Annotated in this window: 24 protein-coding genes; 5 read left to right on the top strand and 19 right to left on the bottom strand. The window is 68.1% G+C overall.

Annotated elements, in window-relative coordinates; all coding sequences use genetic code 11:
• Positions 1-14: 14 nt before the first annotated feature.
• Together RTY46_RS13330 and RTY46_RS13325 are read right to left on the bottom strand one after the other, a co-directional pair.
• On the bottom strand, positions 15-383 hold the full coding sequence (locus RTY46_RS13330) for a hypothetical protein (protein ID WP_312708909.1): 369 nt from the start codon (positions 381-383) through the stop codon (positions 15-17).
• A 113-nt stretch (positions 384-496) separates the two neighbouring features.
• A complete protein-coding gene (locus RTY46_RS13325) occupies positions 497-1,156 on the bottom strand; it encodes a hypothetical protein (protein WP_312708907.1) in 660 nt (219 codons plus the stop codon).
• Between the two features lie 122 nt (positions 1,157-1,278).
• Here RTY46_RS13325 and RTY46_RS13320 point away from each other — a divergent pair, with 122 nt between their 5' ends.
• Complete coding sequence (locus RTY46_RS13320; protein ID WP_312708906.1) at positions 1,279-1,740, top strand: nuclear transport factor 2 family protein; 462 nt, start codon at positions 1,279-1,281, stop codon at positions 1,738-1,740.
• A 54-nt stretch (positions 1,741-1,794) separates the two neighbouring features.
• On the opposite strand, the gene RTY46_RS13315 is transcribed toward RTY46_RS13320, so the two are convergent.
• The 5 genes from RTY46_RS13315 to RTY46_RS13295 all read right to left on the bottom strand — a co-directional run bounded on the left by RTY46_RS13315 (position 1,795) and on the right by RTY46_RS13295 (position 4,885).
• On the bottom strand, positions 1,795-2,820 hold the full coding sequence (locus tag RTY46_RS13315; protein ID WP_108748051.1) for an NAD(P)H-dependent glycerol-3-phosphate dehydrogenase: 1,026 nt from the start codon (positions 2,818-2,820) through the stop codon (positions 1,795-1,797).
• A 20-nt stretch (positions 2,821-2,840) separates the two neighbouring features.
• On the bottom strand, positions 2,841-3,359 hold the full coding sequence (gene secB / locus RTY46_RS13310) for a protein-export chaperone SecB (RefSeq protein WP_004153553.1): 519 nt from the start codon (positions 3,357-3,359) through the stop codon (positions 2,841-2,843).
• Positions 3,360-3,459: 100 nt separating this feature from the next.
• Entirely contained in the window at positions 3,460-3,897 is a 438-nt protein-coding gene (locus RTY46_RS13305) for a rhodanese-like domain-containing protein (RefSeq protein ID WP_108748050.1), read from the bottom strand.
• Between the two features lie 56 nt (positions 3,898-3,953).
• Complete coding sequence (locus RTY46_RS13300; protein WP_312708905.1) at positions 3,954-4,385, bottom strand: hypothetical protein; 432 nt, start codon at positions 4,383-4,385, stop codon at positions 3,954-3,956.
• 32 nt (positions 4,386-4,417) lie between these two features.
• Positions 4,418-4,885, bottom strand: a complete 468-nt coding sequence (locus RTY46_RS13295) for a YiiD C-terminal domain-containing protein (RefSeq protein ID WP_312708903.1) — start codon at positions 4,883-4,885, stop codon at positions 4,418-4,420.
• A 35-nt stretch (positions 4,886-4,920) separates the two neighbouring features.
• Between RTY46_RS13295 and RTY46_RS13290 the strand changes: the two genes are divergently transcribed.
• The 3 genes from RTY46_RS13290 to RTY46_RS13280 all read left to right on the top strand — a co-directional run bounded on the left by RTY46_RS13290 (position 4,921) and on the right by RTY46_RS13280 (position 8,071).
• Positions 4,921-5,709 carry a uroporphyrinogen-III synthase gene (locus RTY46_RS13290; protein ID WP_312708901.1) on the top strand — a complete coding sequence of 263 codons (789 nt, stop codon included), beginning with the start codon at positions 4,921-4,923 and terminating at the stop codon, positions 5,707-5,709.
• Between the two features lie 103 nt (positions 5,710-5,812).
• Positions 5,813-6,793 (top strand): uroporphyrinogen-III C-methyltransferase, encoded by a 981-nt coding sequence (locus RTY46_RS13285; protein WP_312708900.1) that lies wholly within the window; start codon positions 5,813-5,815, stop codon positions 6,791-6,793.
• A 6-nt stretch (positions 6,794-6,799) separates the two neighbouring features.
• Entirely contained in the window at positions 6,800-8,071 is a 1,272-nt protein-coding gene (locus RTY46_RS13280) for a heme biosynthesis HemY N-terminal domain-containing protein (RefSeq protein WP_312708898.1), read from the top strand.
• A 90-nt stretch (positions 8,072-8,161) separates the two neighbouring features.
• On the opposite strand, the gene RTY46_RS13275 is transcribed toward RTY46_RS13280, so the two are convergent.
• Positions 8,162-9,457: an acetyl-CoA C-acetyltransferase gene (locus tag RTY46_RS13275; RefSeq protein WP_312708897.1), complete on the bottom strand. Its 1,296-nt coding sequence runs from the start codon at positions 9,455-9,457 to the stop codon at positions 8,162-8,164.
• A 93-nt stretch (positions 9,458-9,550) separates the two neighbouring features.
• Between RTY46_RS13275 and RTY46_RS13270 the strand changes: the two genes are divergently transcribed.
• Positions 9,551-10,438 carry a hypothetical protein gene (locus RTY46_RS13270; RefSeq protein ID WP_312708896.1) on the top strand — a complete coding sequence of 296 codons (888 nt, stop codon included), beginning with the start codon at positions 9,551-9,553 and terminating at the stop codon, positions 10,436-10,438.
• Positions 10,439-10,520: 82 nt separating this feature from the next.
• On the opposite strand, the gene RTY46_RS13265 is transcribed toward RTY46_RS13270, so the two are convergent.
• From RTY46_RS13265 to glnA, 11 genes are all read right to left on the bottom strand, one after another.
• Complete coding sequence (locus tag RTY46_RS13265; RefSeq protein WP_312708895.1) at positions 10,521-11,156, bottom strand: superoxide dismutase family protein; 636 nt, start codon at positions 11,154-11,156, stop codon at positions 10,521-10,523.
• 33 nt (positions 11,157-11,189) lie between these two features.
• Positions 11,190-11,759, bottom strand: coding sequence for a superoxide dismutase family protein (locus tag RTY46_RS13260; RefSeq protein WP_312708893.1), 570 nt, complete (start codon positions 11,757-11,759; stop codon positions 11,190-11,192).
• 93 nt (positions 11,760-11,852) lie between these two features.
• The gene (gene ntrC / locus RTY46_RS13255; protein ID WP_312708891.1) at positions 11,853-13,301 is read right to left on the bottom strand and encodes a nitrogen regulation protein NR(I); all 1,449 of its coding nucleotides are present in this window, start codon (positions 13,299-13,301) and stop codon (positions 11,853-11,855) included.
• Positions 13,294-14,355, bottom strand: a complete 1,062-nt coding sequence (locus tag RTY46_RS13250) for an ATP-binding protein (RefSeq protein WP_312708890.1) — start codon at positions 14,353-14,355, stop codon at positions 13,294-13,296. Before RTY46_RS13250 ends, ntrC begins: the two co-directional genes overlap by 8 nt.
• Before the next feature lie 168 nt (positions 14,356-14,523).
• Positions 14,524-16,575, bottom strand: coding sequence for a TonB-dependent receptor (locus RTY46_RS13245; protein ID WP_312708888.1), 2,052 nt, complete (start codon positions 16,573-16,575; stop codon positions 14,524-14,526).
• A 136-nt stretch (positions 16,576-16,711) separates the two neighbouring features.
• Positions 16,712-17,005, bottom strand: coding sequence for a hypothetical protein (locus tag RTY46_RS13240; protein ID WP_312708975.1), 294 nt, complete (start codon positions 17,003-17,005; stop codon positions 16,712-16,714).
• 90 nt (positions 17,006-17,095) lie between these two features.
• A complete protein-coding gene (locus tag RTY46_RS13235; protein ID WP_312708886.1) occupies positions 17,096-18,253 on the bottom strand; it encodes an MltA domain-containing protein in 1,158 nt (385 codons plus the stop codon).
• A 123-nt stretch (positions 18,254-18,376) separates the two neighbouring features.
• Positions 18,377-19,123 (bottom strand): N-acetylmuramoyl-L-alanine amidase, encoded by a 747-nt coding sequence (locus RTY46_RS13230; protein ID WP_312708885.1) that lies wholly within the window; start codon positions 19,121-19,123, stop codon positions 18,377-18,379.
• 107 nt (positions 19,124-19,230) lie between these two features.
• Positions 19,231-20,658: an ammonium transporter gene (gene amt / locus RTY46_RS13225; protein ID WP_312708883.1), complete on the bottom strand. Its 1,428-nt coding sequence runs from the start codon at positions 20,656-20,658 to the stop codon at positions 19,231-19,233.
• Between the two features lie 22 nt (positions 20,659-20,680).
• A complete protein-coding gene (locus RTY46_RS13220; protein WP_164275288.1) occupies positions 20,681-21,019 on the bottom strand; it encodes a P-II family nitrogen regulator in 339 nt (112 codons plus the stop codon).
• Between the two features lie 317 nt (positions 21,020-21,336).
• Positions 21,337-22,746 (bottom strand): type I glutamate--ammonia ligase, encoded by a 1,410-nt coding sequence (gene glnA, locus RTY46_RS13215; RefSeq protein WP_312708882.1) that lies wholly within the window; start codon positions 22,744-22,746, stop codon positions 21,337-21,339.
• Positions 22,747-22,846 lie beyond the last annotated feature (100 nt).

Genomic DNA, 22,846 nt, shown 5'->3' with positions numbered 1-22,846 from the left:
TCAAGCCGCGCGGCTTAGAGCCGACCCAGCGCGCGGTAGCGGGCAGTACCCTGCACGACCAGCTGTGCCAGTTCGTCCATCAGCAGCGGGTCCCAGCGGTCGAAGTTGAAGCAGGATTTGCCCTGCATGCGCTTCTTCAACGCCGGGCTGATGTCGGCCAGCAGCTCGGGGAATTCATAGACCGGCATGAAGTGGAAGGCGTGCTTGCGCCCGGAGACCTTCACCGCGCCGAAGAACTGCGGCTTGCCCCTGGCATCGGGGTGCGGGCCGTTGGCGTAGAAGTGATCGGGGCTGTCGTGCACCACCTGCAATGAACCGGCGGCATTGCGCAGCAGGCCGCGCAGTGCGGCGAACAGGTCGTCCGGCGTTGTGGCATCTGTCATGGGTTGGGCCCGTATCGGAACAACGTGGCGGACAGGTGCAGCGGTTGTGGTCCAGCGTAGCACTCCGTCTTCCCGTCTTCGCCTGCCCCGGACGGGTAACCCACACCACGTGCTTACCGACAGTCCGCGTCCTCGCCTTGCAGGGCTGCCGGGTCCAGCGGCCGCAGCTGGGCGATGCGCTCACGCTGTTCCTCGTTGGGCCCGCCCAGCCAGCGCACCTGGCAGCGTGCAGACAGCCGGCCCACCATGCGCCCCTGCTCGGGCGAGTACAGCACCGCCAGCGCAGTACCGGGGCATTGGTGGGCCTGGCAGGCGGTGTAGAACCACCATGCGCCGTCCTGCAGCTGCAGCGGCTGGCCCGGTGCGCTGGGCCCGCTCAGCAGGCGTTTGCGCAGCGGTGCGATGCCCGGCTCGCTGGATTCGGCATCGGCGGTGTCCTGCATGAGTGCATCGAACGCCGCCAGCAGCCTGGCGTCCTTGCGACCGCAGTCGTCCACCGTGTTGCCGCCCACCAGGGTGAAGAAGTAGGTGGCCAGCGGGTGGTCCTTGCAGGTGAGTTCGCCACTGGGGGTTTCGCCTTCGGGCTCGCCCTCGTTGCCCCACGCCGATGGGTCCACGCCATCTTCGATGGAAGGTTCGGGCGCGGGTGCCGTGGGCGTCGTCGTGGGTGCAGGCGCAGGCGCCGCTTCTGCCTTCGGTGCCGGTGCCGGTGCCTGCGAACACGCGGCCAACAGCGCGATGAGCCATGCGATGGCGAGATTCCTGGACGTCATTCCCTGTCCTTGGATGTCTGGAGTGCGACGGAGGGATTCTACGCGGTGCCGGTATTCCGCCGGGCATCCCCCGGCGTTAGGCTTGCACTGACCGCTTCCCTGGCTGCCAAGGACCCAGACGCATGCGCTGTTCAAGGTTTGCCCTGATCCTGGTCTGTGCAGCGTTGCTGGCCGGGCCTGCCGCTGCACAACAGCCGGCCACGCGACTTCCCGACGATGCCCTGCCCGCGGACCTGGACCGGGTGCTGCGCGATTACGAACAGGCCTGGCGCACCGGCGATGCGAAGGCACTGGCGGCGTTGTTCACCGAAGATGGATTCGTGCTGCAGAGCGCGCATGCACCGGTGCGCGGGCGCGCGGCCATCGAGGCCGCCTATGCCGGCCAGGGCAGCAGCCCGTTGCGGTTGCGCGCCTTGGCGCACGCGGTGGAGGGCAACACCGGCTACATCATCGGCGCGTACACCTACGGCAGCAATGTGGGCGATACCGGGAAGTTCACGCTCACGTTGCAGCGCGTGGGCGATGGCCCGTGGAAGATTTTTTCGGACATGGACAACACCAGCGCGCCGCCAAGGGCGAAGTGAGGCGGACGTCGCGCGCGCAAAAAAAACCCCGGCGCTGGGCCGGGGTTCTTCAGATCACTTGAACAGGGTATCCGGGTACTCCGGTTTCTGTTCCCGCGCCAGCAGCGCGCGCAGGCCTTCTTCAGGCGTCTGCTCGCCGTGCAGCACGGCACGCACGCGGTCGGAAATGGGCAGGTCGATGCCATGACGGCGCGCCTGTCGCATCACTTCGTCGGCGGTCTGCACCGATTCGACCACCTGGCCGATTTCGCGCACGGCGTCCTGCAGCGTCTGCCCGCGGCCCAAGGCCAGGCCCAGGCGACGATTGCGCGACAGATCGCCGGTGCAGGTCAGCACCAGATCGCCCAACCCGGCCAGACCCATCAGGGTTTCCGGCTTGGCGCCGATGGCCGCAGCCAGCCGCAGCATTTCATTCAGGCCACGGGTGATCAGGCCGGCACGGGCATTGAGGCCCAGCTGCATGCCATCGGCCACGCCGGTGGCCACAGCCAGCACGTTCTTCATGGCGCCACCCAGCTCGGCACCCACCATGTCATCGCCGGTGTAGGCGCGGAACGCCGGGCCATGCATGGCTTCGGCCACCGTCTGCGCGAACTCGGGCACGTCGCCGTGCACGGTGATCGCCGTCGGCAGGCCCTGGGTCACTTCCTTGGCGAACGACGGCCCGGTGACCACGGCCAGCGGCACGTCATCGCCCAGGATCTCGCGCGCTACTTCGTGCAGGAAGCGGCCCGAACCCGGTTCGAAGCCCTTGGTGGCCCAGGCCACGCCGGCACCGGCCGGTCGCAGCGGCGCCAGCGCGCGCACGGTTTCATTGAACGCGTGCGACGGGGTCACCACCAGGATCCAGGCGGCATCCTGCAGGGCGGCCGCCATGTCGGTGGTCGCGCGCAGGCTGTCCGGCAGTGGGATGCCCGGCAGGTAGCGGGGGTTTTCATGGCGCTGGTCGATGGCTTCGACCACGGCGGCATCGCGCCCCCACAGCACGGTCGGGTGACCGTGCCGGGCGAGCAGCGTGGCCAGCGCGGTTCCCCAGGAACCGGCGCCAAGCACGGCGACTTTGTCAGCGGTATCGCTCATCCGTGACGTCGTAGCCAAGCTCAGGCGTTGCCGGCCGGCTCGGAATCAGCCAGCGACGGCGCGTCGCCCTGTTCCTGGCGCTGGCGCAGGGTTTCGGCGTACAGGCCTTCGAAGTTGATCGGCTGCAGGAAGAACGGCGGGAAGCCGCCGGCCTGGATCAGGTCGCTGACCAGCTGGCGCACGTACGGGAACAGGATGTTCGGGCACTGGGTACCCAGCAGCACGTCGATCGACTGCGGGTCCAGGCCGACCAGGCCGAACACGCCGGCCTGCTTGACTTCGGCCACGTAGGCGGTGCGCTCACCGGCCTGGCAGGTCAGGGTCACGGCCAGCACGACTTCGAAGGCGTTTTCGCCCAGGCGCTGCACCTGCTGGTTCAGGTTCAGCTGCAGCTCCGGCTGCACCTGGTCATTGAAGATGGTCGGCGCGTTCGGCGACTCGAAGGAAACGTCCTTGACGTAGATCTTCTCGACGGTGAAAGCGGGGCCGGTAGCGGCATCGACCGGCGCAGCGGCGCCGTTGGTGATCTCTTCGGACATTTCCTGTAACTCCAGATGAATGCAATGAAAACGTAGGTCGAACTACAGCGATGGGGGCGGCAGGCGGCCCACACAAGGCCAATGCCGCCACCGCGTTCGATCAGTTGCGACCCTTGACCAGCGGCAGTTCGGCCTGCTGCCAGGCGGGAATGCCGCCATCGAGCACGAACACTTTTTCGAAACCGGCCTTCTTCAGCGCCTTGGCGGCGGTTTCCGAGGCGTTGCCGCTGCGGCACACCAGCACCACCGGGCTCTGCTTGGCGTTGGCCACCAGCTTGTGCTCCGGACCGAATGCGCTGGCCTGCGCCTGGCGGCTGCCGGCGATGTGGCCTTTTTCGAAGTCGCCACTGGCCGACAGGTCGACCACCACGGCACCACCGGCATTCATCAGCTGGGTCAGCTCAGCCGGCTTGATGCCCTTGAAGCCCCGGAACAGGCGGCGGACCTCGGTGACGATGATGGCCACGGTCAGGCCCACCAGGGCTGCGGACAGCATCGGGTTTCGGCCGGCAAAGGCCAGCAGCTCTTCGTAATTCACTCAGATCACGGGTCTATAAGCGGGGGCCGATTGTCGCACAAGCCGCAGGCTGGCCGTCACTGGCCCTGCCAGAGGTCCGGCAGGCCGGCCGCCTGCCACCAGCGCTTGGCTTCCGGGTCCCAGCGCCAGCGCTCGGTCACTACCACGGTGCGCTCGGCCTGGGTGTTCTGGTTGATCACCCCGATTTCCACCCGGCGCTCGACCTGCCCCCCGTCCAGCGCGGCCGAGCTGCGTTCGCGGTAGGACGACACCCGCAGCTGGGCGTAGCGGTTCAGCTCGAACTGGGTGGGCGGCTTGTCCTTGCGCAGCTGGGGGTCCAGGTAGGCGATGGCGTCGTCCATCGTGCCCCAGCGGATGGTCGCCCCATAGGCGATCTGGGTTTCTTCCAGCAGCTTGCGCTGCTTGCGGGTCAAATCGTCGGCCGCCGCGCTGGCGACGGCACTGACCAGCAGCAACGAACACAACAGGATCTGGATCAGGCGGCGCATCGGTGGGTTCCCCAGGACGTCAGCCTGACATCCTACCCTTTGGCGAAGGCAACGAAGCGACCGCTGAATTCAGCGGCCGGGCGGCCATCGGCGCCGGGCTGGGTGGCGACGATGCTGATGCGCGCCTTGCCGCGCTGGCGGAAGGTGGACAGGAAAGTGTCCCAGGCGCTGCCTTCTGCCGCGGCCGCATGGGCGTGCAGGTCCTCGTAGACCGGCGCCAGGTAGCGCAGGTTGCTGTCGGCCACGTAGACCTCGGCGTCGTGCCCGGCCAGGCGCAGGCGCAGGCTGACCAGGGCCCAGCCGGACAGGGTGAGCACCGAGGCCAGGCTGCCACCGAAGGCATTGCCCTTGTCGTTGACGTTGGCGGCCAGCGGCGCGGTGATGCGCAGCACGCCGTCGGCGTAGCCGTCCAGACGGATCTGCATGGCGCGCACGGCCGGCATGCAGTCGAGCACGTCCTGCAGGGAGGCCAGCGAGGAAGTCAGGGCATCAACGGACATCGGAGCAGCAACCACGACAACGAAGGGCCCGCATAATGACGTCAATGCCCAACCATACGATACCCACTGGCTGGACCCTGATTTCGCTGCGACCGCAGGGCCAGCACGCCGTGCTGCGCCGTGCGGCGGCCCCGTTCGGCGGGACCACGCTGGCCTTGTCGCCCTGGCGGCTGCGGCGGTTGCAGGGCGCGGCGGTGGAACAGCGGCTGAACCAGGCACTGGCCTGCCCGCGGGTGGTGTTCACCAGTCCGGCCGCGGTGGCCGCTGCGGCGGCGCTGGTGTCGCTGCCGGCCGCACAACGCGGCCCCTGGCTGACGGTCGGTGAAGGCACCGCACGTGCACTGCTCGCACAGGGAGTGTCCGACGTGCAGGCGCCGCAGCGGATGGACAGCGAAGGCCTGCTGGGCCTGCCCGCGCTGGACAACGTGCAGGGGCTGCAGATCGGCCTGGTGACCGCCCCCGGCGGCCGTGGCCTGATTGCCGCGCAGCTGCAGCAGGCCGGCGCGCAGATCCTGCGTTGCGACGTGTACGAACGGGTGCCGCTGCGTGTGTCGCGTCGTGCATTGTCGCGTCTGACCCACTCGGCGACCCCGTGGCTGCTCGCCGTCAGCAGCGGCGAAGCGTTGCAGCGGCTCTGGCAGCAGCTGTCACCGCGGTGGCAGCAGCGGCTGCGCCAGCAGGCCGTCGTGCTGGCCGCCAGCGAACGACTGGCCGTGCAGGCGCAGGCGCTGGGCCTGGCCCGGGTGCTGCGCAGCGACGGTCCCACGGCCGCGCAGATGGTCGCCACCGCACACGCCGCACTCACCGCCCCGGCAGCGAACTGAACAGGCGCCCGGCGCACGCTTGCTGCGTTGATCGCCAGCGGTGATGCTGTGTGCAACGCCGCCGGCCGGGCCCACCCGGGCGCGCCGCCGACAAGGAAGCCTGATGAACGACACGCCCCCCTCTGCCGCCCCCCGCTCCCCTGCCCGCTGGCTGCTGGCCACCGCCGTGGTGGTCGGCCTGGCGGCAGCCGGCTATGGCGGTTGGTACTACTGGCAACAGCAGCAGCGCGAACAGCAGGCGCAGGCGCAGACCGCCGCCGTGCAGGTGCAGGGCTTGGAAGCAGCGGTGGAGGCCCTGCGCCGCGACCAGCGCGCCAGCAGCCAGCGCCTGCAGGATGCGGCAGCCACCAACCGCGTGCTGCGCGACGAGATGCTGGGCCTTTCCCAGCGCAGCGCGCTGCTGGAAGAAAACCTGGCCAAGCTGACCGAGAGCGCGAACCAGGGCCGCCAGGCGGTGCAGCGCGATGAGGCTGAGCTGCTGCTGACCCAGGCCGCGCAACGCCTGGCCTTCGCCGACGATGTGGACGGTGCCCGCCGCCTGTATGGCCTAGCCGCCACCGCGCTGGCCGAGCTGCCCGACAGCGACGGGCTGAACCTGCGCCAGGCGCTGGTGCAGGAACGCGACGCGCTGGACGCACTGGGCGATGGCCCGCGCGTGCTGGCCTTGCAGCGCTTGGATGCCGTTTCACAGGCGTTGCAGCGCCTGCCTTCGCAGGTGCAGCCCGCCTCGCCCGTTGCGCCGGTGGCGCGGCCCTGGTGGCAGGCCGCCATCGCGGCGTTCGTGGATATCACCCCCAGCCTCCTGCAGGGCCCCCTGACCGCCGGCGAACGTGCCAGCGCCGAACAGGCATTGGAACTGGAACTGACCCTGGCCCGTGCCGCCATTGAGCGCGGCGATGGCCGCGGCCGTGACGCCGCGCTGGCCCGCGTTGACCAGTGGGCCCAGCGCCGCTGGCCGGATTCACCAGCCCTGCGCGCGCAACGTGCTGAACTGCAGGCCCTGCGCCAACTGCCCCTGCAGGCCGATGGCAGCGTACTTGGCAGCACGCTGCGGCAGCTGCGCACCCAGACCGACCGGAGGTAAGACCGTATGAAACCCGTGCAATCCCTGGTCGTGCTGTTGCTGGCCGTGGCCATCGGCATTGTTGCCGCGCAATGGCTGGGCGCCGAAGACCTGAACCGCTATGGCGAGGTGATCCTGCGCCACGGTGGCTACGACTACCACAGCAACCTGCCCAAGGTGGCACTGCTGGCGGTGATCGCCGTACTGGTGCTGTGGCTGCTGTGGAGCCTGATTGCCGCGCCGTTCCGCGCGTGGGGCCGCTACCGCCGCAAGCAGGGCCGGGTGCGGCTGATCGATGGCCTGCAGGCCTATGAGCATGGCCAGTGGCAGCGAGCGGAAAAGCTGCTGGATGGTGCCGCGCAGGATTCGGAAGTGACCGCGATCGCGCTGGCCAATGCCGTGCGCAGCGCGCAGGCACGTGCCGATGGCGCCGGCGGTGAAACGCTGCTGCAGCGGTTGGGCGAGCGCGATGCCACGCTGCACGCGCTGCTGCGCGCCGAACAGTTGCTGGGCCGCGATCTGCCGGTGGACGCCATCAACACCCTGGATGCAGCGGCGATCCAGCCGCTGCCGCCGCGTGGCCTGTGGCTGCGCACCGAAGCACTCGCCCGCGCCGGCCGTGCCCACGAGGCATACGGCCAGCTGGGCGCGCTGCGGCAGAGCAAGGTGCTGCCCAGCGAGGCCGCCAGCGAACTGGAAGCCCGGCTTGCCGCGCAGGCGCTGCTGGAAGCGGCCGATGTGAACGCGCTGGCCGCGCAGTGGGAAACCACGCCCAAGGCGCTGCGGCCGACCCCCGAAGTGGTGGGTGCCTACGCCACCCGGGCGGTGGCACTGGAATGGGATGAGCCTGCCCTGCTGGCGCTGGAACAGGCGCTGGACCAGCGCTGGGACGACGAACTGGTGGCGCTGTACGGCCGCCTGCCGGTAGACCGCCTGGCTACCCGCCAGGCCAACCTGCAGCGCTGGCGCAACGTACATGACGATTCGGCGGCGCTGCGCCTGGCCCAGGGCCGGGTGGCACTGGCGCAGCAGGACTGGACCGCGGCCGATGCCTTCCTGCACGAAGCGATTGCCGCCGGTGCGGGTGCGCCGGCATGGGAAGCGCTGGGTGAAGCCTTCGCCCAGCGCGGTGAGCATGCGCTGGCCACGCAGTGCCTGGCCAACGCGCTGCGCCTGCAGCGTGGCGAGGACAGCGTGGCGCTGGTGCGTGCCGGTAGCACCGAGGCACCGCTGCGGGCGACGGTGGAAGAACAGCCGACGGTGGTGCAGCCGCCGGTGTACGACGCCAAAGACCGCTGATCGTGTGCCGACCAACGGTCGGCACCCACCGGGTCGACAATAAAAACGCCGCCCGATGGGCGGCGTTTTCAATTCCAGGGTTGGATGCGCTCAGCGTTCGACGATCGCCACCACGCCCATGCCGCCAGCGGTGCAGATCGACACCAGGGCACGACCGCCGCCACGTTCGGCCAGTTGCTTGGCCGCCGTGGCGATGACGCGGGCGCCGGTGGCGGCGAACGGGTGGCCGGTGGCCAGCGACGAGCCCAGCAGGTTGATCTTGTCCGGGTCGATGCGGCCCATCGGCGCGTCCAGGCCCAGGCGGTTGCGGCAGTAATCCTCGCTCTCCCACGCACGCAGGGTGCACAGCACCTGCGCAGCGAAGGCCTCATGGATTTCGTAGATGTCGAAATCCTGCAGGGTCAGGCCATTGCGCTTCAGCATTTCCGGCACGGCCACGGTCGGTGCCATCAGCAGGCCTTCGCCGTGCACGAAATCCACCGCCGACACATGGGCATCGCGCAGGTAGGCCTGCGGTTCGTGGCCATGTGCGCGGGCCCATTCTTCGCTGGCCAGCAGCACCGCGGCGGCACCATCAGTGAGCGGGGTGGAATTGGCGGCGGTGAGCGTGCCGCGTCCCGAGACCTTGTCGAAGGCCGGCTTCAGCGTGGCCAGTTTTTCCAGCGAGGTATCGGCGCGCAGGATGTTGTCGCGCTCCACGCCGCGGAACGGTGCGATCAGGTCATTGAAGAAGCCGCGCTCATAGGCGGCGGCCAGCTTCTTGTGCGAGGAAACGGCCCACTCGTCCTGCGAATCGCGCGAGATGTTCCATTCCTTGGCCATGTCCTCGCAGTGGTCGCCCATGCTCTTGCCGGTACGCGGTTCGGCCACGCCGGGAAACTCGGGCTTCAGTTCCGAGAGCTTGAACCCCGAGGTGAGGGCACGGATCTTGTCGCCGGTGGTCTTGGCCCGGTTGGCCGCCAGCAGGCGCGCACGCAGCTTCTTGCCGTAGACGATCGGCACGTCGGAGGTGGTATCGGAACCGCCACCGATGCCCGATTCGATCTGCCCCAGGGCGATCTTGTTGGCGACGGTGATGATGCTGTCCAGCGAGGTGCCGCAGGCGCGCTGCAGGGTGATGCCCGGGGTCAATGGCGACAGGCCCGAAGACAGCGTAGCCTCGCGGCCAAGGTTCCAGTCGCTGGAGTGCTTGATGACCGCACCCATGGCCACTTCACCCAGCTGCTGGCCATGCAGGCCGAAACGTTCGACCAGCGCGCCCAGCGTACGTACCGACATGCCGAGGTTGCCGACATCCGAATACGCGGTGTTCTGGCGGCAGAACGGAATGCGGACGCCACCGAGGATGGCGACGGGACGAGCGTTGGGCATGGAGATACCTGGCATGGATGAGGGTGTCTGCAACATGGCCTGCACGGCAGAGCAGGCATAATGGGGCCAAGTGTAGCTGCCGCCCTGTGATGGGCCAACCGTGGAACCATGAGCAAACCCGACCCCGCGATGAACGCCCCTGGCGTGCTGGCCCTGGAACTGGCCGGCGGAGAAATTCCTGGCCAGGCGGTCCTCAGTGCCGAACAGGCCGGCGAACTGGCCGAACGTATCGGCCGCGATCTGTCCAAGCTGGTGCCGCAGGTGGCCGAGCTGGACCTGGTGTTCGCCGCCGCCCATTTCGACCCGGCCGAAGTACTGCGCCCGGGTTGGCCGATCCACCGCCGCCTGGAAGAACTGCAGATGCGTGCGCCCGGCCGCAACCAGGGCCCGCGCCTGCTGGCCTTCGGTGCCGATGCACAGGGTGATGTGCCGCTGCCGTTCCAGGCCGACGCCACCCTGGTGGGCGGTGGCCTGCGCGTGGTGCCGTTCCTGCTGACCGGCAGCGATGCGGCCACCATTGCCGCGGTGGCCGATGCGCTGGAAGAAACACTGCTGGCCAACGGCATGGCCCACGCTGATACCGCGCTGATGGCGCAGAAAGGCTTCGGCGCCCGGGTCGAGCACGCGCGCTATTTCACGGTCAATGACCTGGCCGCGATGATGTCGATGCAGTACGACAACCAGGGCCTGGCCGCACTGTGGCCGCTGATCGAGACGGCCATCCTGGCCCCAGCCGAAGAAGAGTGGCTGGACGCGGCGCCGGAACCGCTGCTGCGCTATGTGCAGGGCGAGGCGCGCATGGCGCTGTTCGATCCCGCCGGCTGGTGTGCGTATTACAACCATGCCAAGGGTGATTGCGATCGCCTGCAGGGCATCTACGAGCAGTTCCTGATGCGCCAGCGGCAGATGGCTGCGGTGCTGGAAGCGCACGGCGTACCGGTGCTGTTCGTGCACTGCGAAGCCGGACAGGACGCGCGCGCGCTGCTGGCGCGTTGATGTCCGGATAGGGTGCGCCGCCGGGCATGGCCCGGCGATACCGCAAAGAAAAACGCCGGCTTGCGCCGGCGTTTCTGCTTTCTTACGGGGCCTTCTGGATGACCGCGCAGGCCAGGCGCGCACCGGCGTTGCCGGTCGGCTGGGTCTTGTAGTCGTCGGCGTCGGCGTGGACGATCAGGCCGCGGCCGATGATGTCGAAGTCATCACCCTTGCCGATGTTGACGTTGCTGGACACCGGGCCATCGATGGTGGCCACGCCCTTGTCGTCGGCCTTGATGTTGGGCATGTCGCCGCCGTGGTGCGGATCGGCCGCCACGCTGCCGTGGTCCTGCTTGCCCGGGTTGAAGTGGCCACCGGCGCTCATGCCGTCCGGCGCGCTGCAGTCACCCTTTTCATGGATGTGGAAGCCGTGCTCGCTGCCCGGCTTCAGGCCGCTGATCTGGCCGGTGACGTGCACCTTGCCATCGACCACCTTGAAGGTGACGCTGCCCTTGGTTTCATTGCCCTGGGTCGGCGCCAGTTCGGCGCTGGCCGTGGCATCGGTGGTGGCATCGGCCGCTGCATCAGCCGCCGGGGCGCTGGCCGGATCGGCCGGTGCTGCCGAACCTTCGGCCGGAGTGGTGGCCGGTGCTTCGGCTTCCGGCGTGGCCGGCTGGCTGCAGGCCGCCAGGCCCAGGGCGGCGATGGCCGCGAACAGCGAGGTGTGGATCAGACGCATGTGAATCTCCTTGGTGAGGGTGCCGGCGGGCGATCAGCGGGTAACCCGGATCACGCCACAGGCAATGCGGACGCCGGCGTTGCCGGCGGGCTGGCTGCGATAGTCATCGGCATTGGCATGCACGACCAATGCACGACCGGCGATATCGGTGGCGGCGCCTCCGCCTAGGGTAACGCCCTTCAGGTGCACATCGACGTTGGCGCGGCCCTGTGCATCGGACTGCAGGTTGTCGATGTCGCCCAGGTGGTGTTTGCCGCTGCCAGCACGACCGTGCGCGCTGCCGCCGGGGTTGAAGTGATTGCCGGCGCTGCTGGCGTCGACCGCACTGCAGTCGCCACGCTCGTGGATATGGAAGCCGGCCTGCTGCATCGGCTGCAACCCGCCGATCAACCCGGTCAGATGGATACCGCCCGCTTCCGGCTTCAGCACCAGCCGACCGCTGACGATGCTGGCCGAGGCCGGCGCCAGGTTGGCTTCGCCCAACTGGGCCACGGGTGTGGTGACGACCGGCGGCGGTGTGGGCTGCGGCTTCTGCGGCGCGCTGCCACAGGCAGACAGCAGCACGGCGGCGGACAGCGGCAGGACGGCAGAGGACAGGCGCATCAGGAACTCCTTGCAGGGAACACTACGGACGGCATCGTCCATGGCGGATCAACAGTTCGGCAAGCGGGCGCGAGGGCCATGTGCAGGGGGCGTTCAATGGCCCCCGCGGCGGCGGCCGGCACCCAGTTTGCGGGTGAGCGTATTGCGGCCCAGGCCCAGGCGTGCGGCGGCTTCGGCGCGGCGGCCATGGGTGATCTGCAGCGCGGCGTCCAGCAACGCGTGGTCCACCCGCTCGCGCACCTGCGCGTGCAGTCCTTCGGCGCCCTCCAGCAACTGCCGGCGCGCCCATTCGGACAGCAGGGTCTCCCACTGCCCCGGATCAGCACCCGCGCTGCTGCCACGACGGCTTCGGCTGCGGTTCAGCGCGGTGTCCACGTCGGCCACGCCGATGGTTTCGGCCGCGGCCAGCGCGGCCATGCGCCAGCAGACGTTTTCCAGTTCACGCACGTTGCCCGGCCAGTCGTGTTCGCGCAGCGCCTGCAGGGCGGCGGCGGTCAGTCGCTTCGGCGGCGTGTCCAGTTTGTGGGCGGCTGCGGCCAGGAACGTGCTGGCCAGCTGCGCGATGTCCTCGCGGCGTTCGCGCAAGGGCGGCAGCTGCAGACGCACCACGTCCAGCCGGTGCAGCAGATCGGCGCGGAACCTGCCCTGCGCGACCAGCCCTTCCAGGTCCTGGTGGGTGGCGGCGACCACGCGCACATCCACATGGATCAGCTCGCGGCCACCTACGCGGAAGAACTCACCCTGGGCCAGCACACGCAGCAAGCGGGTCTGCAGCGGCAGCGGCATGTCGCCGATTTCATCCAGGAACAGGGTGCCGCCGTTGGCCTGCTCGAAGCGGCCGATATGGCGGCGCTGCGCACCGGTGAACGCGCCCGCCTCGTGGCCGAACAGTTCGCTTTCCAGAAGCTCGGCCGGAATGGCGGCGGTGTTGAGCGCCACGAACGGGCCCTGCGCGCGCGGCGATTCACGATGCAGCGCATTGGCTACCAGTTCCTTGCCGGTGCCGGTTTCGCCGGTGATCAGCACCGCCAGCGGTGCCTGCGCCAGACGGCCGATGGCGCGGAACAGCGCGCGCATGGGCGGGGTGTCACCCACCAGTTGCGGCGGCTGGTCGCTGGGCGTCTCGCTGACCGGGGTGGGCGCGGCCAGGGCCGGCGCCACCGCAGGCAACACGCGCTGGGCGAGCGCCACCGCATCGTCCAGATCGAAGGGCTTGGACAGGAATTCGTGGGCACCGCCGCGGAACGCACCGGCCGTGCTGGCCACATCGGTATAGGCCGACATCACCACCACCGGCAGCTGCGGCAGCGCCGCCTTCAACTTGTCCAGCAGCACCAGGCCATCGTCGCCGGGCATGCGTACATCGGTGAACAGCAGCGCCGGTGGCGGGTTCTCGGCCAACGCTTTCAGCGCCGGTGCCGCGCTGTCGAAATCGTCCACCTGGTAGCCGGCTTCGCGCAGCGCAGTGCACAGCACGAAGCGCACGGCACGATCATCGTCGACCACCCAGATGCGCTGCGCGGACGGAGAGAGTTCAGACATCGCGCGGGGCCTCCTCGGCCGGGGCGGTGCCGTTGCCGATCGGCAGCAGCAGGGTGAACACGGTATGGCCGGGGCGCGAGCGGTAGGTCAGCGTGCCGCGATGCTCGCGCGTGACCTGCTGGGCCAGCGCCAGGCCCAGGCCGGTGCCTTCGGCGCGGCCACTGACCAGCGGCAGGAACAGGTGCTCGGCCAGTTCTTCGGGCACGCCGCGGCCGTCGTCGGCAATTTCCAGGCGCAGCGCCAGCGTGTGCAGTTGTTCGGCGATGCGCACGCCATGTTCAACGCGCGTGCGCAGGGTAATGACCCCGGCGCCGGCCTGGATGGCGTTGCGCACCAGGTTCCACACAGCCTGGGTGAGGCGGTCGGCGTCGCCGGCGAATTCGGGAATGCTGGGGTCGTAGTCACGCTGCAGGCGCACCGCCCAGCCGGCCTCGCTTTCGGCAAGGCGCAGCACGCGCTCCAGCGCAGCGTGGATGTTCAGCGGGGCGTGCGGCGCGGCCGGCGCCGGTGACAGCAGCTGGTCGAGCAGCCCGTTGAGGCGTTCGATTTCCGAGCCGATCAGTTCGATCAGTTCGCGTTCGCTGGCATCGCGCTGGGCGGCACGCCGCGACAGCAGCTGGGCGGCGCCCTTCAGTCCGGCCAGCGGGTTGCGCAGTTCGTGGGCCAGACCTTTCAAGGCGGCGCTGAGCGCGCTGGGCAGGGCCTGGGTCGGGTCCAGGCCGGGGAATTCATCCACCGGGTGTGCTTCCAGCAGCCAGCCGCCGTCATCGCGGCGGCTCATCCAGCCTTCGGCGAAGCGCGCGGCCTCCCCCGGCACCGCCAGCGCCAACCGGTTCAGGCGCAGGCTGTCGCGCTCGTCGCGGGCCAGGAAATGGGCCAGTGCCTCGCCCTGCACTTCCAGCGCGGCCAGCGGCTGCCCCAGCAGGCGGCGGACGCTGACGCCCAGCCAGCGAGCGAAGGCCGGGTTGCAGCCGATGATGCGGCCATCGGCCCCAGCCCAGGCCAGCGGCGTGCCGAGGGCATCAAGGGACGGCGGGGGTGCGGGGTCGGACATTGCACCAATGTAGTGCAAAACGAGGTGTGGGGGTCAGAGCCTTTTTCTGCGAAAAGGGCTCTGACCCCCACATGCGCGGCGGGGTCCGGGGTCGGATCCCTTTCCGCAGAGAAGGGCTCTGACCCCTGCAGGTCGAGCAAGCTCGACCACTACCGGGTGGGTGGCCGGTTACAGCTTCATGTTCAGGCCAACGAAGACGCTGCGGCCGGGCGCGGGAGAGAACATCGGGCGGGCGCTGTCCCAGAAGAAGCTGTCGTACCAGGCGTAGGCATATTCGCGGCCGGTGACGTTCTTCAGCTGCAGGTCCACGCTCCAGTGTGGGTTGATCTGGTAGGCGGCACTGAGGTCGAGCACGGCGAAGCCACCGAACTTGCCGGCCACGTTGCGCTCTTCCAGGTAGTAGTCGCCCTGCGCGCGTGCCTGCAGACCCAGCCGCAGTGCGTCGCTGGCCTGGTAATCCACGCCCAGGTTGCTGATATGGCGCGGCGTGGCCGCCACTTCGCGGCCCTGCAGGGAAACACTGGCATCGCGGTCGTCGCGGGTGATCTTCGCTTCCTGGTAGGCATGCGAGGCCCAAACCATCCAGTCATCGCCCAGCTGCAGGCTCAGCTGCGCATCCACGCCACGGCGCCGGGTCTTGCCCAGGGTGACCGTGGTGCCGGTGGCCGGCATGTTGGACACCTCGTTCTCCGCGTCCTGCTGCCACACCGCCAGACGCGCCTGCGCGCCCTGGAAGGGCTGGTACTTCAGACCCAGCTCCATGCCGGTGTTGGTGGACGGCTGCATCGGCGCCTGGCCGGGGGTCAGATAGGCCGGCGCGGTGGACCCGGTGAGCACCTGGAAGGTGCGGCCCCAGTTGGCGTACACGTGCGTGTTGGCACTCAGGCTGTGGATCACGCTCAGCTTGGGCTGGCCAATGGTGCCGTAGTCCTGCAGGCGGCCGCTGACACCGTTCATCAGGTGCGTGGTGCCACTGAAGCGGTCGATGCGGTACGCCGGCACGATCTTCCACGCTGCGTTTGGCTGGTAGATGGCCTGCACGTAGGCGCCCCAGTTGTCGAAGCTGTGGCGGTCGTTGTTCTGTACCCGCGCCGGCGCCACGCTGAAATCGGTGGGTTCGGCGTAGCTGTAGCGCTCGCGGATGTAGCCGTTGTCCTGCTGCTCGTAGTTCAGGCCTCCTTCGACGGTGAGGACCGGCGCAGCCTGCCAGGTCAACGTGCTGATCAGACCGGTCTGGCGCTCATCCCACACGCGGCGCTGGCGCGGCAGGTTGCCGCTGGGCAGATCGCTGAACGTCACGCGGCGGTCGTCTTCGTAGCGGTTGTAGTACAGACGGGTGCCGAAGCTGAGCGCGTCGCTGAGCGCCAGATCCAGATGCGCGGCGATCTGCCGCATGTCACGGTCATCGCCATCGTTTGCATTGCGCAGGTCGCTGCCACGACGGTGCGTGCGCAGTTCATCGGCGGTCATGAAGCCCGGTTCGTCGGCTTCGTGGTGGTAGGCGCGCGCGGTCACACCCACGCGCAGGCTGTCTTCCAGCGAACCGTAAAACCACTTGCCGCCCAGCGCGTACTTCTTCGAGGTGTCGTGGTCGCGGTAACCATCGCTGGCCTGCTGGCCGATGAAGTAGTTCTGCGCGAAGCCATTGCTTTCGCGGCCGATCGCCAGCTGCGCATCGCGGGTGTTGTAGCTGCCGTAGGCCAGGCGCGCATCGGTGTAGTTGCCGCCCTGGCGCGTGCCGAAGTTCACGTTGCCGCCGATGTTGTGCAGCCCGTAGCGCGGATCGTTGGTCCCGCGCACCACCTCGATGTAGCTGATTTCCAGCGGAAACAGCATGTCGATGAAGCGCTGGTTGCCGCTGTTGACGTTGCTGGGAATGCCGTCGATCAGGGTCTTGATGGCGTTGAGGTAGCCCTCGCCGTTGAAGGCGCGGAAGCTGACCTTGCCCGATTCGGCGCCCTGCCGGGTTTCGGTGAGCTGGATACCGGGCATCTGCCCCAGCAGTTCCCAGCTGTGTGAGACGTTGCGGTCTTCGATCTGGTCCGCACCCAGCACGTCCACCGAGGTCAGCACCTGGTGTGCGCTGAGCTGGCCTTCGCTGTGCTGGTGCACCTGCACCTGCACCTTGCCGAGGGTGAGCGCGGCATCGGCCGACTGCGCGAAGGCATCGGGGACGAACGGGGCGGCCGCGAGGGCGGCCACCAGGGTGGGGGTCTTCATGGGGTGGAAGCGGGTGGGTAGAATGTAATTCTATAACATTTCGCCCACACGCTTTGTAGAGTCGAGCCATGCTCGACTGCTCCTGGCAGACAGCAGTCGAGCATGGCTCGACTCTACAAAAGCGGGTGGAGCGGGGTTAGACCGGGTAGCCGGTGGCTTCGCGGGCCTTCTTCCAGGCGCTTTCGAATTCGCGGGCGCTGATTTCGTCGTCTTCGTCGAAATCCAGGAACGAGACGGGCTGGTCGGCCAGCACGAAGCGGTCGTCGCTCTGGCCGTGCTCGTCGGCCCAGACCAGCTTGGTGCCGTAGATTTCAACCTGCCGCACGATCTTCTCGCCGCGGGCTTCCATCAGCACGTTGCCCTTGCCCAGGCCCGATTCGGCCCAGTGCTTGTAGTACTTCTTGGCGGTGCTGTTCTTGATGTTCTTCATTGCTGCGGCCGGATAGTTCGGAATGGCGCCATTATCAGGCATCCGGGGTCAGAGCCCTTGCCTGCGGCAAGGGATGCGACCCCGGCTGGTTCAGTTCGGCAGGGCGGCGCCCTTGGGCCACAGCAGCCAGAGGCGGCCCTGCTGCTTCATGTCGCCGGCCAGCTTGCCGGCGGCGTCGCCGCTGCCCCAATAGAGGTCCGCGCGCACCTCGCCGGCAATCGCACCGCCGGTGTCCTGTGCGGCCACCGGGCGCACCACCGGACTGCCATCCGGGCGCGTGGTGGACAGCCACAGCAGGCTGCCCAGCGGCACCACGCTGCGGTCCACCGCCACGCTGTAACCGGCGGTGAGCGGCACGTTCAACGAGCCGCGCGGGCCTTCCAGGCTGTCGGCGTTGCGCACGAAGAACACGTAGCTGGGGTTGCTGCGCAGCAGCTCGGGCACGCGCGCCGGGTTGGCCTTGGCCCAGGCGCGGATCGCGTCCATGGTCACGTCTTCTTTCTTCAGCGCGCCCTGGTCCACCAGCCAGCGGCCGATGGCGCGATAGGGGTGGCCGTTCTGTTCGGCGTAGGCCAGCCGCACTTGGCTGCCATCGGCCAGGCGCACCCGGCCCGAGCCTTGGATCTGCAGCAGCTGCAGGTCCATCGGGTCGGTCAGCCAGGCCAGTACCGGCGCTTTGGCGCCCTTGCTGGCGATGGTGCCGGCGTCGTCGTAGGGCTTGAGCACCTTGCCGTCGAGGCGGCCGCGCAGGCGTTTGCCCTTCAGCTCGGGGTAGAGGCTGTCCAGCTGCACCACGATCAGATCGTCGGGCGTGCCATACACCGGCACCGTGGCAGTGGCCGTGCGGGTGAGGCTGCCGGGGTAGATGGGTTCGTAGTAGCCGGTGATCAGGCCATCGGCCTGATGGCCCCCGGCGCGCAGTGCGTACACGTCGAGGTCGCGCTGCAGGAACTGGCGGATCGCCACCGGGTCCTTGTCGGACACCGTGGCCGCCGTCGCGCAGGGCTGGGCCCAGACCGCATCGTTCTTCAGGCGGGTGCAGCTGCTGCGCCAGGCGACGAAGCCGGCCTGCAGGTCGGCATCGGAGACCGCCGGCAGCACCTTCCAGTCGACCTTGGCGTAGGTGGCGGCAGCGGGCTTGGCGGCCACGGGGGCGCCGGGGCGGGTGCCGGTGGTGGCACAGCCAGCGAGCAGGGCAGCGCCGAGCAGGAGAAGCAGTGCGCGCGAAGACGACTTAACAGTGATCATCGTCGCAATGTAGTGGGGCCGAGGGTGGCGGAGCAACCTCCGGTGGCGCCGGGCCATGCCCGGCGGAAAGCGGATCCCGCGCTGCGCGCTCGCCGGGCATGGTCCAGCGCTACCTTCAGATGGCTACGGCGTCTGCAGCAGCAGCGAATGCAGGATGCGCGCGTCTTCGGCGTCCAGGTTCTTGGGCAGATCGTCGCTGCCGCGGAAGCGGCGATGGAAGGCGGCGACGGCCGCTTCGCGATCCTCCAGCGGGTAACCGAAACGCGCCATCGCATTCCACGCATCGAAACCGTCCGGTGCGGGGCCATCGCTGGCACGCGGCCACACGCCGAAGCCGGCCCCGGCCAGCTGCTGCCACGGGAAGAAGCGGCTCGGGTCGGCCTTGCGCGTCGGCGCGAGATCGGCGTGGCCGATCACCTGCCGCGGCGGGATATTGAGGCGCTCGGTAAGGTCACGCAGCAGCAGGATCAACGATGCGATCTGCGCCGGCGTGAAGGGCGTGCTGCCGTTGTTGTCCAGCTCGATGCCGATGGAGGCCGAGTTGAGATCGGTGATGGTGCCCCAGCGGCCGGAACCCGCATGCCAGGCGCGGCGTTCATCGCTGACCAGCTGGTAGCGGTGGCCATCGGCACCGATGAGGTAATGCGCGCTGACCCGGCCACCGCTGTTGGCGGTGCGCAGCGTGTGCAGGCTCTGCTGCACCGAATCCTGTTCGGTGTGGTGGATGACGATGACGACCGGATCGCGCGCGTTCTGGTTGGGCGAAGGCACCCAGGTCGCCAGCGGATTGCGGGTTTCCTGCGGTGCGGAGGCACAGGCGGCCAGCAGCAGGCAGGCCGAGAGCATGAGGGTCGTACGGATCAGGTGCATGCGTTCGATTGTGCGCGATCAGGCGCGATGATGCATGCCCATGCAGTAGATCCACGCCATGCGTGGACGCTGTGGCGGGCGACCTTCGCAGGCCGCCCGCCGTTACCTCAGGCCTCGTAGGCCGATTCACCATGCGAGGTGACATCCAGGCCAGTGCGCTCTGCCTCTTCGGTCACGCGCAGGCCCACCACCACCTTCACCAGCAGCAGGATGGCCGCGGTGACCACCGCCGACCAGACCACGGTGAGGCCAACGCTGACCACCTGCACCCACACCTGGTGGCCGATATCCAGATCGGCCTTGGTGCCGCCCAGCGACTGCGCGCTGAACACACCGGTGAGGATGGCGCCGACGATGCCGCCCACGCCGTGCACACCGAACACGTCGGCGGTGTCGTCCACCTTCAGCAGGCGCTTCAGGCCGGTGACGCCCCACACGCAGACCACGCCGGCGACGAAACCAATCACGATCGCGCCCAGCGGGCCGACGGTGCCGCACGCCGGGGTGATGCCGACCAGACCGGCTACCGCACCCGATGCTGCACCCAGTGCCGACGGCTTGCCCTTGGTGATGGCTTCCACCAGGGTCCAACCCAGCACCGCAGCGGCGGTGGCCAGCACGGTGTTGAGGAAGGCCAGCGACGCGACGGTGTCAGCGGCAGCGGCCGAACCGGCATTGAAGCCGAACCAGCCCACCCACAGCAGCATCGCGCCGATGTAGGTGAACGGCACGTTGTGCGGCTTCAGCGCGGTCTGGCCGTAGCCCAGGCGCTTGCCCAGGAACCACGCACCGACCAGGCCGGCCACACCGGCGTTGATGTGCACCACGGTGCCACCGGCGAAATCGATCGCGCCCATTTCACCCAGGTAGCCACCGCCCCAGACGATGTGCGCCATCGGGATGTAGCTGAGGGTGAACCACAGTGCCGAGAACAGCAGCACCGCGCGGAACTTGATGCGTTCGGCGAAGGCACCGACGATCAGCGCGGTGGTGATGCCGGCGAAGGTCGACTGGAAGGCGACGAACAGGTAGTCGGGCAGCCCGGCAATGGGCGTGTTGCCCACCGAATCGGGCGTGAAGCCCTTCAGGAACGCGAACTCGGTGAACGAGCCGAAGAACGGGTTGCCTGCGCTGAACACCGCGCTGTAGCCGTAGGCCACCCACAGCAGCAGCACCAGCGAGAACACCACCAGGATCTGGCTGAGCACCGACAGCACGTTCTTCGAACGCACCAGGCCGCCGTAGAACAGGGCCAGGCCCGGCACCACCATCAGCAGCACCAGCAGGGTCGAGGTCAGCATCCAGGCGACATCGCCGTGGTCGAATGCCGGCGCAGCCGCTTCGGCGACCGCCGGTGCTGCCGCGGCCGGGGCCTGCAGCGGTTCAACAGCAACAGTTTCGTTGGCCAGCGGGGTGACCTGGGCCTGGGCATGGGCGCTGCCCGGCCAGACGCCGGCGGCCAGCGCACTGAGCAGCATCAGCAGGCACACCAGATGGAACCGGGCTTGCCACCCGGCGAGAAGGCGCATCTTCATGGGGGAATCTCCGGAAGGGGGCTTACAGCGCGTCGGCGCCGATTTCGCCGGTGCGGATACGGATGACCTGCTCGACGGCAGTGACGAAGATCTTGCCGTCGCCGATCTTGCCGGTGCCTGCCGAACTCTGGATCGCTTCGATCACCGCCTCGGCACGCTCGTCGGTGACCACGGTTTCGATCTTGATCTTGGGCAGGAAATCGACGACGTACTCGGCGCCGCGGTACAGCTCGGTATGGCCCTTCTGGCGGCCGAAGCCTTTCACTTCGGTCACAGTGATGCCCGACACGCCGGCATCGGAAAGGGCCTCGCGGACCTCGTCGAGCTTGAACGGTCGGATGATGGCGGAGATCAGTTTCATGCGCATGTCCCGATGGTGGATGGGGCCACGGCGCGGTTGCGCGGTGGCATCAGGCAACCACGGGCCATCGATGCGATGGCCGTGGCTGTTGCACCGGACACGAACGGGGCCGGGACGGCCGTGCCTCTCTCCTTGCACGGCCGACGCGGGAGGGAGGGCGGCCCTGTCGCGTATCCGGTCTCTCTTGCCCCTGGATCAGCGGACCGACGGTCCGCTCTACCAAGGCGGGCACAGGGCCCGCCATGCGGCTCCCCAGCCGCAAAGATCGGAGGCGATGGCGACGGGTGGGAGGGGTACCCGCCGCCACCGCCGCCCGGTCAGTTGGCGTAGTACATCTGGTATTCCAGCGGGTGGGTGGCCGCGCGGAACCGGGTCACTTCCTGCATCTTCAGCGCGATGTAGCCGTCGATGAAGTCATCGCTCATCACGCCGCCGGCCTTCAGGAACTCGCGGTCCTTGTCCAGCGCTTCCAGAGCCTGGTCCAGCGAGGAGCAGACCTGCGGGATCAGCTTCTCTTCTTCCGGCGGCAGGTCGTACAGGTCCTTGTCGCTCGGTGCACCCGGGTCGATCTGGTTCTTGATGCCGTCCAGGCCGGCCATCATCAGCGCGGTGAAGGTCAGGTAGCCCGACTGGATCGGATCGGGGAACCGCATTTCAATGCGGCGCGCCTTCGGGTTGGACACCCACGGAATGCGGCACGAGGCCGAACGGTTGCGGGCCGAGTAGGCCAGCATGACCGGGGCTTCGAAGCCCGGCACCAGGCGCTTGTAGCTGTTGGTGCCCGAGTTGGCGAAGGCGTTGATGGCCTTGGCGTGCTTGAAGATGCCGCCGATGTACCACAGCGCCAGCTGGCTCAGGCCGCCGTAGCCGTCGCCGGAGAACAGGTTGGTGCCGCCCTTGGACAGCGACTGGTGCACGTGCATGCCGCTGCCGTTGTCGCCGACGATCGGCTTGGGCATGAAGGTGACGGTCTTGCCGTTGCGGTGCGCCACGTTCTTGATGACGTACTTCATCCGCAGCAGTTCGTCGGCCTTCTGCACCAGGGTGCTGAACTTGGTGCCGATTTCGCACTGGCCAGCGGTCGCCACTTCGTGGTGCTGCACTTCCACTTCGATGCCGACCTGTTCCAGCGTCTTGCACATTTCAGCGCGCAGGTCGTGCAGCGAATCGGTCGGCGGCACGGGGAAGTAGCCACCCTTCACGCCGGGGCGGTAGCCGCTGTTGGTGCCGTCCATCTTGGCGCCGCTGTTCCAGGCCGCTTCTTCCGATTCCACCTTGAAGAAGGTGTTGCCCATTTCATTGGCAAAACGCACGGCGTCGAAGATGAAGAATTCCGGCTCCGGGCCGAAGAACGCGGTTTCGGCGATGCCCGACGACTTCAGGTAGGCCTCGGCGCGCTTGGCGATACCGCGCGGGCAACGGCCGTACGGCTGCATGGTGGCCGGGTCGAGGATGTCGCAGCTGATCACGATGGTCGGATCGGCGTAGAACGGATCGACGTAGGCGCTGGCCGGGTCCGGCAGCAGGACCATGTCCGATTCGTTGATGCCCTTCCAGCCAGCGATGGAGCTGCCGTCGAACATCTTGCCCTCTTCGAACAGCGACGGCTCGACGATGCTGACCGGGAAGGTGACGTGCTGTTCGACGCCACGCATATCCACGAAACGCAGATCGACGAATTCGATCTGGTTGTCCTTGATCAGCTTCTCAACGTTTTCCACGGACATCGGTACGACCTCGGGTGGGAATGAATGCCTGCTGAGGTACAGCAATGACCGTGCCAACTTTTTTCTGACCGCAACTGCTTGATTTGCAATGGCACGCCCC

Origin of the sequence: Stenotrophomonas sp. (genome assembly GCF_032056425.1) — a bacterium.
Taxonomy (GTDB): domain Bacteria; phylum Pseudomonadota; class Gammaproteobacteria; order Xanthomonadales; family Xanthomonadaceae; genus Stenotrophomonas.
This window is presented reverse-complemented; position numbering and strand designations above follow the sequence as displayed.

Excerpts from the sequence above, each read along its gene's own strand:
- RTY46_RS13325 (WP_312708907.1), bottom strand. The coding sequence starts at position 1,156 with ATGACGTCCAGGAATCTCGCCATCGCATGGCTCATCGCGCTGTTGGCC.
- RTY46_RS13275 (WP_312708897.1), bottom strand. The coding sequence starts at position 9,457 with ATGCCAGGTATCTCCATGCCCAACGCTCGTCCCGTCGCCATCCTCGGT.
- ntrC (WP_312708891.1), bottom strand. The coding sequence starts at position 13,301 with ATGTCTGAACTCTCTCCGTCCGCGCAGCGCATCTGGGTGGTCGACGAT.
- secB (WP_004153553.1), bottom strand. The coding sequence starts at position 3,359 with ATGTCCGAAGAGATCACCAACGGCGCCGCTGCGCCGGTCGATGCCGCT.
- RTY46_RS13295 (WP_312708903.1), bottom strand. The coding sequence starts at position 4,885 with ATGTCCGTTGATGCCCTGACTTCCTCGCTGGCCTCCCTGCAGGACGTG.
- RTY46_RS13290 (WP_312708901.1), top strand. The coding sequence starts at position 4,921 with ATGACGTCAATGCCCAACCATACGATACCCACTGGCTGGACCCTGATT.
- RTY46_RS13320 (WP_312708906.1), top strand. The coding sequence starts at position 1,279 with ATGCGCTGTTCAAGGTTTGCCCTGATCCTGGTCTGTGCAGCGTTGCTG.
- RTY46_RS13315 (WP_108748051.1), bottom strand. The coding sequence starts at position 2,820 with ATGAGCGATACCGCTGACAAAGTCGCCGTGCTTGGCGCCGGTTCCTGG.
- RTY46_RS13260 (WP_312708893.1), bottom strand. The coding sequence starts at position 11,759 with ATGCGCCTGTCCTCTGCCGTCCTGCCGCTGTCCGCCGCCGTGCTGCTG.
- RTY46_RS13220 (WP_164275288.1), bottom strand. The coding sequence starts at position 21,019 with ATGAAACTGATCTCCGCCATCATCCGACCGTTCAAGCTCGACGAGGTC.
- RTY46_RS13230 (WP_312708885.1), bottom strand. The coding sequence starts at position 19,123 with ATGCACCTGATCCGTACGACCCTCATGCTCTCGGCCTGCCTGCTGCTG.
- RTY46_RS13280 (WP_312708898.1), top strand. The coding sequence starts at position 6,800 with ATGAAACCCGTGCAATCCCTGGTCGTGCTGTTGCTGGCCGTGGCCATC.
- amt (WP_312708883.1), bottom strand. The coding sequence starts at position 20,658 with ATGAAGATGCGCCTTCTCGCCGGGTGGCAAGCCCGGTTCCATCTGGTG.
- glnA (WP_312708882.1), bottom strand. The coding sequence starts at position 22,746 with ATGTCCGTGGAAAACGTTGAGAAGCTGATCAAGGACAACCAGATCGAA.
- RTY46_RS13300 (WP_312708905.1), bottom strand. The coding sequence starts at position 4,385 with ATGCGCCGCCTGATCCAGATCCTGTTGTGTTCGTTGCTGCTGGTCAGT.
- RTY46_RS13235 (WP_312708886.1), bottom strand. The coding sequence starts at position 18,253 with ATGATCACTGTTAAGTCGTCTTCGCGCGCACTGCTTCTCCTGCTCGGC.
- RTY46_RS13330 (WP_312708909.1), bottom strand. The coding sequence starts at position 383 with ATGACAGATGCCACAACGCCGGACGACCTGTTCGCCGCACTGCGCGGC.
- RTY46_RS13285 (WP_312708900.1), top strand. The coding sequence starts at position 5,813 with ATGAACGACACGCCCCCCTCTGCCGCCCCCCGCTCCCCTGCCCGCTGG.
- RTY46_RS13265 (WP_312708895.1), bottom strand. The coding sequence starts at position 11,156 with ATGCGTCTGATCCACACCTCGCTGTTCGCGGCCATCGCCGCCCTGGGC.
- RTY46_RS13245 (WP_312708888.1), bottom strand. The coding sequence starts at position 16,575 with ATGAAGACCCCCACCCTGGTGGCCGCCCTCGCGGCCGCCCCGTTCGTC.
- RTY46_RS13250 (WP_312708890.1), bottom strand. The coding sequence starts at position 14,355 with ATGTCCGACCCCGCACCCCCGCCGTCCCTTGATGCCCTCGGCACGCCG.
- RTY46_RS13240 (WP_312708975.1), bottom strand. The coding sequence starts at position 17,005 with ATGAAGAACATCAAGAACAGCACCGCCAAGAAGTACTACAAGCACTGG.
- RTY46_RS13270 (WP_312708896.1), top strand. The coding sequence starts at position 9,551 with ATGAGCAAACCCGACCCCGCGATGAACGCCCCTGGCGTGCTGGCCCTG.